The following is a 12,839-nucleotide window of genomic DNA, read 5'->3' as shown; positions in this document are numbered from 1 at the left end:
CTTAATTACTCTCATTTTTTTCTGCCATATAACCCACACCACGAATGGTACGGATAAAATTGGCATTGAGTTTTTTGCGCAAGTTGTGAATATGAACTTCCAAGGCATTGGAGTCTACGTCTTCATCCCAACCATATATACTTTGCATTAATTGTTCACGTGATAAAACTTGACCACTGTTTTCGAGTAATTTTTGTAACAAAGCAAATTCCCTACGAGGCACATTAACAATAACATCATCAACATAAACAGAGTGCGCAGCAGGATCCAGGGTAACGTTTCGATATTGTAAAACTGAATCTGCTCGTCCTTGTGAACGTCGAACAAGGGCGCGGACTCGAGCACTTAATTCATTTAAATCAAAGGGTTTTGTCATGTAATCATCAGCACCACTGTCAAGACCTTTAATGCGATCTTCCACTGTTTCTCGTGCTGTAAGAATAATGACCGGTGTTGCATTACCGTCGTGACGAATCGCCTGGAGAAAACCTAAACCAGATAGTTTGGGTAAACCTAAGTCTAGGATAATAAGTTCAAAAGATTCCGATTTAACGGCTGCTCGCGCTGTTTCACCATCTTTAAGCCAATCGACTACATAACCGAATTGCGTGAGACCGGCTTTAACAGCATCACCAAGTAATTCATCATCTTCAACCAGTAGCAATCGCATCGCTGCTCCTAATTAGTTCAAACAATTCTATAGTGAATCGCTTGAGGGTTGACGTTCGATATCCTTTTCAATTAAGTGCCGGGTAAGGTAGATTGCTTGAATGAATACAAATATCAAGGTAAACCCAGCGCCACCAAATAATTTAAAGTTAACCCAAAAGTCAGTACTGTAATAGTAGGCAACATAGAGATTAACCGACCCCATTAAGACAAAAAATATAGCCCAAGCAAAATTTAGCCGTTGCCATATTTTCTGAGGTAAACAGATGTTTCCTTCCATCATTTTTTGAATCAAAGGTTTTTTACTGATTAAGCTTGAGGCAAGAAACACTAAGGAGGTAAGCCAATAAATTCCAGTTGGTTTCCATTTGATAAACCAAGGATTATGGAAAAACAAAGTAGCTCCACCTAACACAAAAATGAGACCAAAGCTAAGAAGATGCATCTTCTCATAGCGCTGATGTTTAAAGCGATAAAATATAACTTGAATAAGTGATGCAGCCATAGCAATAGCTGTTGCGTTATAAATTCCGAACCATTTATAACTTAAGAAAAAAATAAAAATTGGGAAAAAATCAAAGAATAATTTCATAGCCTTTATCATTTTTTAACACTTATCTAAGTATATCACACGATTTCAAACACACTTACAAGCTCTTGTTTAATTCCTTTTTAGGTTGGATGGCTTCCTTTTGTACTTAAAATGGAATAATCCTCCACCACTTTTTTCCGTTGCTGTTCATCTAATACAGCCATTGCTGTTCGCAAAATAGAGAATTCTGTCTCGTCAAGTGAAAGTACAACCTCAAGTGCAGATTTTACGCTTTCTGCTACTTGTTTTTCCTCGTCTCTTTTTAAGTGTCTTTCTTCGCTTTTTGTTTTTGTTTGATAAATTTCCACAGCTTTTTTAACGAGCTCTTCTAGGGGCAGGGAGTGCTGATCGTCTGATTTTTGGTTTTTTGACTCTCTATCACGAAGTGATTCAAGACCTTTTCGTTTACTCGAGGCTGCTTCAGCAGCGAAGAGTCCATGATTGTTTAGTCGAGTAGAATTTGCTGCTAATGCTTGGTTGACAGAGGATGATGTGCCACCTTGTTTCTTAGGGCTTACTACGACTGCAGGGGATTTATCTTGGGTAGATTTAGCCATAGCAGCTTTCTGCATATCAGCTTTCTGCTCTGGAGAGTACTCTCTTTTAAAACGACAGGCGATCCAATTCACTAGCAATTTTGGTTCTTCCGCATAAATCTCAAAAGGTAGCTTACCCGGGCAAGACTTCTCAGGATTTGTCGCGTCAACAATAAATAGCTCTTTAATAAATAGCTCTTTTGTGGCCTTGAAACAATCGAGCATCTCACCTGGGTAAATAATACGATTAATCTTATGTTTTGCACCAAGCCACATCACAGCAGGACTTTCTTCTGTTAAATAACCTTGCGAGCGAAAATACCACTCATCATAGCTTCCACCTTTATCCTTGTGACGTGTTGCAAATTCTTTAGCGGTCTTAGTAATACTGATTTGAAGTGAAGGGACTTGGGAGTAACATTCCATAAGTTGGTGTTGATTTTCTTTAAAAAATTGATCGCAATTTACCCAATCTTTCCATCTAAGGATTACAAAATTCTTTTGCTTCTCTATAGCGAGTTGGTTGATCAACGCAATTTTTTTATCTATAGGTGTTTCAGCGTTTCGAACTGCTAATTCTAGATTTATTATTTGCTCATGAGTTAGATCCAATATTCTTGGCTCGGTTTCCCTATTCGTATCATCCAGAATAAAATTATATAACGTGTTGAATTCTTCCATATTTAGTCCAAAAGGACGTAAAAATTGCTCTAAATTTCTTTCAAGGTAAGCGTTTCCTAAGCTAATTGCTTTATCTTTTAATCTAATTTCTTCTGCTAATTGAGTTGCAAGCGCCGGTTTTCTAAGATTACTATCTGCAGATATTGCGCGAGCTTCTGTTGTCAAGTTCGAAAATTCTGAGTAAGAAGAGGGTGAAGATTCATTTTTTTCTTCCTCGTATTCTTTTTCTCTGCTCTCGTAGAGCGCTCTGGGTCTAGCTTCTTCTTCATTATCGATATCTATTGTTTTTAGATTGTGCCAATAGACTTCGTCAGCAACAAGAAACGTTGTAAAATTTTCTGTTGCTGGTTCAACAGGCCTCTTGTCTTCTGACAATTCTGTTTGGCTAATTTTAGGCGGCTCTTTTGCAGCGGTACTTCTGAGTGTGGATAAAATGGTTGCACCTAAATAGTCTCTATCACAGTACTCATTACCTTCGATGCTTAGGAGCACTAAACTTTTTATACCATTTAGACCAACTAAATTTCTGGCATCTTGTCCTCTAAATTCAGCAGAAAGCATCTCTCCTGCTGCAGGACCTCTTTCACGTCCTTTCATTTATCTTCTCATTTAATTATAACAACTTAATTAAACTGTTTTTTAATTCCCTAAAAAATAACTTATTTTAGCTAAAATAAGCATGAACAATTTCTTGAAATTTATAAGAATTTGTACTGTCATTTTAGCATAGATATGTCTTTTTTTGCGAAAAAAATACACAGGGTAATTACAAAATGAGTATTTTACTACTGGAAAAGTTAAGGAAATATTAACAGATAGTCAAATAATGGGCTAATCTAATAATTAAATGGTCATTATTCATTCTATCTTTAGTAGAATAGTAGCTAATAATGTTATTATTGACGGCTTTTAAAAATTTATAGCAAATCCTCACAGCAAAGGTGAATAATGAATTTTGAGCAAGAGGAAAAGCTTCAGAAAATTATTGATGAAAAAGATAAAGAAATAGCTCAATTAACAGCTGCTCTGGAGCAAGAAAAATTAAAAATTAAGGAAACTCAAGATTACTATGAAAGTATTCTTGCAGTGATGCCTGGACACGTATATTGGTTAGATAGAAATAATGTTTTTCTCGGTTGCAATGACCTACAAGCAGCGAATGCGAAATTGCAATCTCGAAAAGAAATTGTTGGGAAAACAAATTTTGATTTACCTTGGAAAGATCAAGCTGAGGAATTAAATAAGCTTAACACCATAGTAATGGATTCTGGCATGCCTCACACTGCGGAAGAATATGCGGTAATGGCTAATGGATTAGCCATTTACTTTTCACAGAAAACACCGCTTCGTGACAAAAATAACAGGATTATTGGCGTTTTAGGGGTGTCAATTGATATCACTGAACGTAAAAAAATGGAAGTCGCTTTGCGTCGAGCAAAAGAAGCTGCTGAGGTTGCAAATCATGCCAAAACTGAATTTATTGCTAACATGAGTCATGATATTCACACGCCTTTAAGTGGGATTGTTGGTCTATCAAAACTCCTAGAAGCTAAACTTCATAATGCAGAAGAAAAGCAATATACACAGTGGATTAGTGAAAGTGGAAAGCAACTTTTAGAATTATTGAATCGAGTTTTACAAGTCGTATCTGATGATGAGCTAAAGGAAACTGATGTGAATGAAGAAATAGTTGAGTTACGTCAACTTATTCAAGGTATTATTCATCTGATGTTACCTGCAGTAAAAATAAAAAATCTTGATTTAGTATTCGATATTGATGATGCAGTTCCCAAAAAATTAATTACGGATGGACAGAAACTCCAGCGAGTTTTATTAAATCTTCTTAGTAATGCCATTAAATTCACTGAAAAAGGGACTATTACCCTCAAAATAAAAGTAGCAGTGGATGATAAAGAATATGTGCAATTGCAGTTTAAGGTACAAGATACAGGAATTGGTATTGCGGATGAGTTGCAAACCCAAATCTTTGATCGTTTTTTCCGTATAGATACTGGTTGTGCAAAGGAACAAAATGAACTGGGAGACCATGGTGTTGGCTTACACGTCGCTCAAAACTACGTTCTATTATTAGGGGGAGAGCTAAAGTTAGAAAGCGAGCTTGGTAAAGGCTCAATTTTTTATTTTAATTTACCAATGAAAGTAGTCGAGTACAGTAATAGTGCTGAATTGCGAAAGACAGATCCTGATAAAGAAGCTGTTACATCGCTTAGGGAAATAGCTACATCGGGAATTTTGCCTTCTGTTCTCTTAATAGAAACTAATATTGTCGCATTGCGCTTTCTTGAAGGTCTCTGCGTGCAAACTGGTTGTCGCTTTTTATCCGCTGCGGATGGAGAACAGGCCTTGCAACTAATCAAAGAAACAGATTTTGACTTAATTATTACTGATGTTGAATTACCGCGTATTTCAGCTGATGAATTAACTCGCTCTATTCGCGATTGGGAACAAGCTTCTAATAAAAAAGCAATACCGATTGTTGGTTTAACGACCCATGTTTTAGATGAGTCTGAAGGCCCCTTGCCCTCGGGAATGAATAAGATCATTTCTAAGCCGGTTGACCTTGGCGTCATGCAAAAGTTATTGAAGGAGTTTGTAGCTGCTAAGGATGAAGTAGGCTAGGCGATTTTTTTTCATATTGATATCTCTTGATCCCGCGAACAAGTCGCGGGACGTAGTGATGGGGTTCACCCTTACAACAAATCACCCAATCACCAATCGTTGCCCTGGTTTTAACCGGTTCTTATCAATACTAGGATTAAGCTGAGCGAGTTTTTTCGTATCCGTCTGATGTTGTTTCGCAATACTATTCAAACTATCTCCAGCTTTGACAGTGTAGCTTCCATACTGCACAATGCGTTTCCAGATAATGAGTTGTGTCCCGCTTTTTAATGTTGCTGATTGATTGATGTGATTCCAACTTTGAATGTCAGCAGTGGTGACCTGGTATTTTTTTTCTAAGGTTTGATAACTATCTCCGGGTTGAACAATATGGATGACTTTGTAGGTTTGTGAAGTGATTGGTTTATCGGCCTCAATCATCGGGGTTGCCTTGCGTACTGCAGCCACGGCAGTATTTTTACTGCTCGGGATTAATATATACTGGCCCAATTTTAATTTGTCAGTCTTTAATTGATTCAATTCTTGAATGAGTTTTACGGTTGTAAAATACCTTTGAGCGATTGAGCCTAAGGTATCTCCATGATGTACCTGATGTCGTGTCCAACTGACGCGTTTGTCTGTGGGGACAGTAGCTAGGTTACGATTAAAATAAGCCACTTTATCGGTTGGAATAAGCAATTTGAATGGTTCATAAGGTGCTGTTGCCCAGCGATTATAGCCTGGGTTAAGTTTAATGAGATCTTTGTAAGACATGCCAGCAAGTTTTGCAGCATGATTAAGATCGATCTGGCTGCCAATATTAACCTCTTCAAAATAGGGGGTATGAGGGATATCTGGAAGTCTGATTCGATATCGTTGTGGGTATTGAATAATTTCAGCAAGCGCCAGTAATCGAGGAACATAGGCCCTGGTTTCATTGGGTACAGGTAAAGACCAGAAATGAATATTACCGGCCGTTTGACCGCTGCTTTTTATTGCGCGAGCGACGGTTCCCTCTCCTGAATCATAGGCTGCAATCGCTAAGATCCAATTACCATTAAAATATTTCCGTAAGTGGGTTAAGTAATTGAGTGCGGCATTCGTCGAAGGACGAATACTACGCCGTGCATCAAACCACCAATCTTGTTTTAGACCCCAATCATTTCCTGTTCTGGGCATAAGCTGCCATAATCCTGCAGCACCAACCCCTGAATAGGCAAAAGGATTATATGCACTTTCAATCATCGGTAAGAGTGCGAGTTCGCCTGGTAACCCTCGCTTTTTTACTTCGGTTACGATGTGATAAATATAAGGTTCGGCTTGGGCTAATTTTTGTAAATAATGCGGATGAGTGACTAGCCAGCGTAACTGCGATTGGACATCGGGTTGGCTCACTTCATGGTTTAAGCTAAATTGGCTGCGCAAGACATCCCAAACGTTGGGGGCCATGCGCGAATGAAGCGTTTGAGGAAAAAGATAAAAACTGCAAAAGAACAATAATAGAAGACTTAAAGGGTTAAACTTCAATGGGGTGCCTTTTTTTATTATTATGGTTGAATAGTGTACTAAATAAAGTTAGAGCAATAAACCTTTTTGCTTAGACAAAAACCAAATAGAATAAAAATGACTCGGTTAATAGGCGCGCTAAAATCTGTCCTTATCTTCTCGGAGTTGTTTGAATACAGATAAAGAACAGTCACTCTGAGATCCTCTATTCCTTGCGTAGTCTTTGACCGCTGCTATTTCCGTTCTTAGAAAAGGATTAATTTGTTTTTCAATGGCAATAGTCGATGGGAGGGAGCAAGGATTTTTTTGATTCAATAATTTTTGCATGAGAGCTTGAGCTGATAGATTATCAGGTTCAACGATCGCAGCGAAGCGCAGATTTTGTAAAGTATATTCGTGAGCACAATAGACTTTGGTTTCATCAGCTAAATTTTTAAGTTTTTGTAAAGAACTGTGTAACTCTTCAATGGTGCCGTCAAATACTCTTCCGCAGCCTGCTGAAAATAAAGTATCACCGCAAAATAACAAGCCGTGATTAGGTTCATGAAGGCAAAGGTGAGTGGAAGTATGTCCGGGTGTGGCTAAAATGGCGAAATGATAAGAATTAAGTTCCAAGGTATCTTTGTCTTGCAGGCTGTGAGTAACCAGGGGGATGCGGGGATCTTTGGGGCCATAAACTGCGATTCCTGGATTGGCTTGCACTAACTCCGCAGTCCCACCAATGTGATCAAAATGATGATGGGTGAGTAAGATCGCCTGAAGCGCTAAGTTTTCACGAGTTAAAAAATCAAGAACAGGTTTAGCTTCACCAGGATCAACACAAACAGCTTGACGATTGTTAGTATCAATAATTAGCCAAATATAATTATCAGTAAATGCTGGAACAGGAATAACTTTCATCTGAAATCCTTTTTCTATCCTTTTTAAAAGTCTAGGCTAAACTGCGTCAACAATGAAAGAAGAAACACCAGGATTGAATAAAGTTCGCAAATAAGTGAGGGCTTGTTTCATTTCTTCGGCAAGTACATAAGGTGGATTGATAACCCATAAACCACAGCCATTCATTCCAGCTTGAAGAGAGCTCGTTAAGTTAAATTCGATGCGTAAAGCATTATTTGCGGCAATACTATCCATCCCCCGTAATAGTTGTTCGTGAAGCCGCTTATCGACTATCGGGTACCAAAGGCAAAAAATACCTGTGCCGAAACGTTGATGAGCTGCTTTAATCGCTTTAGGAATTTCTTTATATTCCGTTTTTATCTCATAGGAAGGGTCTATAAAAATTAATCCGCGGCGTTCAGGAGGGGGAAGTAAAGCATTCATACTCTCTACCCCATCACTATGACTGTAAAAAACACGCTTGCCAGGATGTACTAATTTTTGTAAATGCTCAAATTCTTGAGGGTGTAATTCACAGCAATATAATCGATCTTGTTCGCGCAAAAGATCGATGGCTAAGCAGGGTGAGCCTGGGTAAAAACGTAATTCTTTTGCTTGATTGAGTTTTTTAATCGAATGTAAATAAGGGTCAAAAATCGCGGGTAACTTGCCTTTTTGCTCCCAAAGCAGATTGATCCCTTGTCGATTTTCGCCGGTTTTGGTGGCTTGATGATTTTTTAAATCATAGCTGCCTCGACCCGAATGTGTTTCTAAATAAAACAAGGGCTTATCTTTGCCTGTCATGTAAGTTAATAAGCGGGCAAGTGTAAGATGTTTAATGACATCGGCGAAACCACCGGCGTGGTATCCGTGTTGATAGCTAAGCATAGAATAAAACTCAATCAATTTGGGTAGGCAGTATATCTACCCATTCTATCTGAAGCTAGAGTTTTTTTGCTAGGGCCATTCGCTGTCACCAAACAAAGGTCCAAATAATTCAGGACAATGGTGGGCTCGACTCCAAAAAAGATTACCAAAATCAAAATGCCACCATTCATATTGGTAGGAAGTAAATCCAACTTTTTCCAAGGTCATTCGCAGTAATTGCCGTCTCTCTTTAACAAGCTTATCGTCTAAAGACAGCTATCTAATTGGTCAAAATAATCACGATTAGCTCTCTCTGAACAATCATCAAAAGCAGTGCCCAGATCTAATTCTTTACCGCTCGAGACCTCACATAAGGTTAAATCAATGGCTCCACCGCTAAGATGTGGGGGGCAATATTTGTCGCCTACTTTTGCTGGGGGGGAAGCAAAATTTTTGGTCTTTTCGTAATTTTCTTGTGGGCTGAGTTGGGGAAATTTTTTTTGAATTTCTTGGCTCATCCAGTCAAAAATAATCGCTTGGATAGCCCTTGGACGATAAACGTCCCAGACAAGGAAACCATATTCTTGGGGTAAAAAATCAAGGGCTTTAACTAAGCGCTGAAGGACTGCAGATCTTCCATAAATGAATGGTGATGGGCTAAAGCCAAGTTCAAAATACATAGGCCTAACATGGATTCGTGGGTTGATATTATTTGTAAATTCGACGGCTGCGAATTCTGTTTCAGATAAATTCTCTTCGACTCTTTCAGACATCGTGATTCACCCTTTTTAATAACTTTGTTGGGCCAAGGTCCAACCTGGTTGAACCTCATTTAATTACTGAGCTAAGGGTTTGATTTCCTCATCATACTGTAAGGCCCGCTGTACCACTTTGCGGCCATAAAAATATCGTCCGATGATATTGGTAACAAACTGATTAACCATATGAGGAAAGAAGGGCATAGGGCGAAGTACATCTATTATGAGTACGGCGCGGAAATCATCACTTTCATTTCTAACCTCATGAGGCCAGGAATCGTCAAACATAACTGCTTCGCCTTCACGCCAAGTATAGGGTTGATTATTAACGATAATTTGCGGAGGATTATTCTTTGGAACATGGATTCCTAAATGATAGCGCAAATAGCCAATATAAGGACCTTTATGCAGTGGAATTGATTTTCCTGGTTCGAGAATAGAAAAAAAAGCTTGAATTAGATGCGGAATTTTTTTAACCAAATTGCAAATAGTTGGACATAGTTTTTGTGCTTTTTCTAATTCATAACCTAAAAGGTAAAGCATAAAAACATTCCAATTTTTTTGAGTGCTATCTGATATATCAGCCTCACCAGGATCGATATCATGGTATCGTGGCAATCTGGATGATTGAGCTAATACATTTTCAAATTCTTTTTTAATGGTTTCGAAATGCTGAGTGACCTCTGTTAATGCAGGAAAAGTTTGCTCAATATCAAAAAAAGTGGGGCGTTGATCATAGCCTACATAACGCGCATATAAATTATTAATAATGTCTTTGAAATAGTGATAGTCCATTAGGGCTTCCTATAAAGATTTTGGTTAATGAATCTATGGTATTAAGACTTCGAAGTCAATTAATTCCAACTACCAACTGACATCAAAATGTTTTTGATCAGAACCCCATTTATCATAGGCAACAATAGCCATTTTTTGGCTTGATAAAAGGGTGAATTCAATAGTAGGTCCCCAAAAAGGATTATAGAAGCTAAAGCTATGGTTAGGCTCATCGCCCGTGAAATTGATTTCACAATAAAGTTCCTCGGGTTCAGGATGTCCCATACCGTCATTTAAGCTGATATCAAATTGAGTGGAGCCTTCGGAATTGCCTGCAGCTTCAACTGAAAAATTACCAGGGTATTTATTGTGGCAGATAATTTTAGCGGATTGATTATGCTGATTATTCAGTTTAAAACAACTTCCATTGTAAATGCAGGGTTTGGCAAAACTAAGGTTAGCCATTAACGTTAAAACAATTAGAGAAGAGCATTTGAACATGAAAATAATGATTCAAGTTAAGGTGCTTTTTCTTATCATGAGTATTATTTCTATGTCAATAAGTTCATTAATTTACATTTGAGTTTTAGCCCCAGTACTTAAAGAACTATCTAAAAGTCATTCTATTCTCTGCTTATTGAACTAATTATTTCTGGAGTTCTTTTGAAATTTTTACTATACCCATATCATTATGCATAAAAAATACAATTGAAGAGGGATCGATGAAGTTACTACTTACCCTAATAGCCATGGCATTATTTGCCTCAGCTTTGGCTGATTCAGGTAACCAACCCCAAGTTGAGGGATGCATCGTCGAAGGGAGTCAAATACATTTGATGGGCAAATTAATGAGTATGGCGCCGGTCTTGACTGATGACAGCTCTAATCAAAATGAAAAACAAACTGAAACCTATTGGATCCTTTCGACAGATAAATCTTATTGCGGTGAAGGTTATAATTCTGAAACTAGGACACTTTATCGTTTAGAAGAACCGATATCCCGCTTCGAACTCGTACTTAAACCAGAACAATATGAGGAAGAACAGGACTTATTGGGTAAAAAAGTGATTATAGAAGGAAAAGTGCTGCTTGCTAATACAGGCGAGCATCATACACAAATGTTAATTGATGTGAAGACGATTGAATCTGCAAATTGTAATCCGGGTCCAGCATCTTAAAAGTCTCTCTTCAATAAATTCTTTTGCTAGACTTAAAAGGATAAAGTTCTGAGAGATGTATATGAAAATTGCCTGGCTCACTGATATTCATCTGAATTTTTTAGATCGAAATTCACGAATAAGGTTCTATGAATTCATTGTCATTGCAAAGGTAGATTTAATCATTATCAGTGGCGATATTGCTGAGGCGCCTACTGTTAAAGAAATATTAATTGAGATGGGAAAGGTGATTAATCGTCCTATTTATTTTGTATTAGGTAATCATGATTATTACTTCGGATATGTGCAGGAAGTAAGAGATGAAATGTCTCAATTAGATAATACAATGCCGATACTACATTGGCTTCCCGCAACAAAACCTGTTTTGTTAAAAAATCAGATCTATTTGGTGGGGCAAGATGGATGGGCAGATGGTCGTAATGGTAATTATTATCAGAGTCCAGTAGCGGTGAATGATAGTCGTTTAATTGTCGATTTATTTTTACAGCAGAGTTCAGGCAAAAAGTCATTATTAGAACAAATGCAGCTATTCGCTGACTCTGATGCGCAACAATTAAATGATAAAATAATTGATGCAGCGGCTCTTGGTGCAAAACAACTATTAGTGATCACGCATGTGCCCCCTTTTAAAGAAAGTTGCTTTCATCGTGGAAAAACCGATAGCAAAGATTTTTTTCCTTATTATTCATCGCAAGCAACCGGTAAAGTTTTACTTGAGTTAGCTGTGAAATATGAGCAAATCAAATTTTCGGTATTCTGTGGTCATACTCATGCCAAAAGCCTGTATAAGCCTTTAGAAAATTTAACAATCAAAACTGGTCAAGCCGAATACTATATGCCCGAAATTCAAGAAATTATTTCTCTTTGATGAGTTGACTTTTCCGTCTACTGGTTGGTCTTGGTCCATGGGCGTCAGAATAAGTCGTATCCAGCTGATAATTCAATCTTATAGTTTAACCAATTAACCGTTCGGACTCTGAGATATCCCCACGAAATGAGGATCTAAAGCATTTGTATTCATTTTATTCTGTTCAGCCTGAGGAGCACGCATGGCGTGCGTCTCGAAGGCTTGTCTTGAGGTTCTCGAAGGGAGGGGGCTTTTTGTGACACTTCGAGAAAGCGCTGCGCGCTACCTCAGGGCGAACGGGATGGGAGTCCGAACGGAGCTTGGTAAATATGGAATCAACTTAACCATAGGGCTCAACCCAAACTATCCGGATTCTCTTTGGCAGCTTTGCGGTTCTCCATCCTTATTGCAAATGGGCGTGTTATGTTTCAGGCAAAATACTTTTGTGTGAATTCTACAAGCCGGGCTTGGTATGCTTTGAAAGATCATACTAAGACAGCTTGCCTGGTTTTTAAAGGTTAGCGCCGGATCACAATGAGGTGTTTGGGATAATGGCGTGCAAGATAATTTATCAAAATTAAAACAAAAGGGTTTATGCGATTCCTCTTCATTAACAGGGATACAAGCACAATATTGGTAAATTTCTTTATAACATCCATCTTCATCAGGACCACAAAGATAATAGCGTTCACTATGCGCTAAGGGAGTAAAAATCAATAAAAAACTAAATAACAGGGTAGTCAGGTTACGGTGAGTAAATTTCCAAACAAAGCAATGAGCTAGAATTGTAATTAATTTCATTTCCATGTATTCCATTCGAGTTTAATGACTTGCTTAAAGCGAAGGAATTATTGAATTTAATTACTATAAAATCAAGAGGGTATTAAAATTATAAACGAGGCAAAATTTTATCCAACCATCGAGAAAGCTACC

At 38.0% G+C, this 12,839-nt stretch carries 14 protein-coding genes; 3 read left to right on the top strand and 11 right to left on the bottom strand.

The genetic code is table 11. From position 1 onward, the window contains the following. Position 1: 1 nt before the first annotated feature. The 3 genes from Lnau_RS08735 to Lnau_RS08725 all read right to left on the bottom strand — a co-directional run bounded on the left by Lnau_RS08735 (position 2) and on the right by Lnau_RS08725 (position 3,075). The gene (locus Lnau_RS08735) at positions 2 to 670 is read right to left on the bottom strand and encodes a response regulator (protein ID WP_058504725.1); all 669 of its coding nucleotides are present in this window, start codon (positions 668 to 670) and stop codon (positions 2 to 4) included. A 27-nt stretch (positions 671 to 697) separates the two neighbouring features. Continuing rightward, positions 698 to 1,261, bottom strand: coding sequence for a septation protein A (locus Lnau_RS08730; RefSeq protein ID WP_058504724.1), 564 nt, complete (start codon positions 1,259 to 1,261; stop codon positions 698 to 700). Positions 1,262 to 1,341: 80 nt separating this feature from the next. Next, positions 1,342 to 3,075, bottom strand: a complete 1,734-nt coding sequence (locus Lnau_RS08725; RefSeq protein ID WP_058504723.1) for a hypothetical protein — start codon at positions 3,073 to 3,075, stop codon at positions 1,342 to 1,344. Between the two features lie 351 nt (positions 3,076 to 3,426). Between Lnau_RS08725 and Lnau_RS08720 the strand changes: the two genes are divergently transcribed. Next, a complete protein-coding gene (locus Lnau_RS08720; protein ID WP_058504722.1) occupies positions 3,427 to 5,118 on the top strand; it encodes an ATP-binding protein in 1,692 nt (563 codons plus the stop codon). 81 nt (positions 5,119 to 5,199) lie between these two features. Here Lnau_RS08720 and Lnau_RS08715 read toward each other — a convergent pair whose 3' ends face one another. The 7 genes from Lnau_RS08715 to Lnau_RS08690 form a co-directional block, all read right to left on the bottom strand. After that, positions 5,200 to 6,546, bottom strand: a complete 1,347-nt coding sequence (locus Lnau_RS08715; RefSeq protein WP_083503809.1) for a lytic transglycosylase — start codon at positions 6,544 to 6,546, stop codon at positions 5,200 to 5,202. 195 nt (positions 6,547 to 6,741) lie between these two features. Beyond that, positions 6,742 to 7,503 carry a hydroxyacylglutathione hydrolase gene (gene gloB, locus Lnau_RS08710; protein WP_058504720.1) on the bottom strand — a complete coding sequence of 254 codons (762 nt, stop codon included), beginning with the start codon at positions 7,501 to 7,503 and terminating at the stop codon, positions 6,742 to 6,744. 36 nt (positions 7,504 to 7,539) lie between these two features. Next, positions 7,540 to 8,370 carry a 23S rRNA (adenine(2030)-N(6))-methyltransferase RlmJ gene (locus Lnau_RS08705; RefSeq protein ID WP_058504719.1) on the bottom strand — a complete coding sequence of 277 codons (831 nt, stop codon included), beginning with the start codon at positions 8,368 to 8,370 and terminating at the stop codon, positions 7,540 to 7,542. 69 nt (positions 8,371 to 8,439) lie between these two features. Beyond that, entirely contained in the window at positions 8,440 to 8,625 is a 186-nt protein-coding gene (locus Lnau_RS16970) for a M15 family metallopeptidase (protein WP_420795480.1), read from the bottom strand. Then, a complete protein-coding gene (locus Lnau_RS08700; RefSeq protein ID WP_058504718.1) occupies positions 8,616 to 9,122 on the bottom strand; it encodes a M15 family metallopeptidase in 507 nt (168 codons plus the stop codon). The genes Lnau_RS16970 and Lnau_RS08700 overlap by 10 nt, the downstream gene beginning before the upstream one ends. A 63-nt stretch (positions 9,123 to 9,185) precedes the next feature. Next, a complete protein-coding gene (locus Lnau_RS08695; RefSeq protein ID WP_058504717.1) occupies positions 9,186 to 9,902 on the bottom strand; it encodes an aspartyl/asparaginyl beta-hydroxylase domain-containing protein in 717 nt (238 codons plus the stop codon). Between the two features lie 69 nt (positions 9,903 to 9,971). After that, a complete protein-coding gene (locus Lnau_RS08690; protein WP_238585941.1) occupies positions 9,972 to 10,346 on the bottom strand; it encodes a hypothetical protein in 375 nt (124 codons plus the stop codon). 257 nt (positions 10,347 to 10,603) lie between these two features. Here Lnau_RS08690 and Lnau_RS08685 point away from each other — a divergent pair, with 257 nt between their 5' ends. Together Lnau_RS08685 and Lnau_RS08680 are read left to right on the top strand one after the other, a co-directional pair. Further along, complete coding sequence (locus Lnau_RS08685; RefSeq protein ID WP_058504715.1) at positions 10,604 to 11,059, top strand: DUF4431 domain-containing protein; 456 nt, start codon at positions 10,604 to 10,606, stop codon at positions 11,057 to 11,059. Between the two features lie 61 nt (positions 11,060 to 11,120). Next, a complete protein-coding gene (locus Lnau_RS08680) occupies positions 11,121 to 11,927 on the top strand; it encodes a metallophosphoesterase family protein (protein ID WP_058504867.1) in 807 nt (268 codons plus the stop codon). A 342-nt stretch (positions 11,928 to 12,269) separates the two neighbouring features. On the opposite strand, the gene Lnau_RS08675 is transcribed toward Lnau_RS08680, so the two are convergent. After that, the gene (locus Lnau_RS08675) at positions 12,270 to 12,707 is read right to left on the bottom strand and encodes a hypothetical protein (protein WP_238585940.1); all 438 of its coding nucleotides are present in this window, start codon (positions 12,705 to 12,707) and stop codon (positions 12,270 to 12,272) included. Between the last annotated feature and the right edge of the window lie 132 nt (positions 12,708 to 12,839).

This window comes from Legionella nautarum (assembly GCF_001467895.1).
Classification (GTDB): domain Bacteria; phylum Pseudomonadota; class Gammaproteobacteria; order Legionellales; family Legionellaceae; genus Tatlockia; species Tatlockia nautarum.
This window is presented reverse-complemented; position numbering and strand designations above follow the sequence as displayed.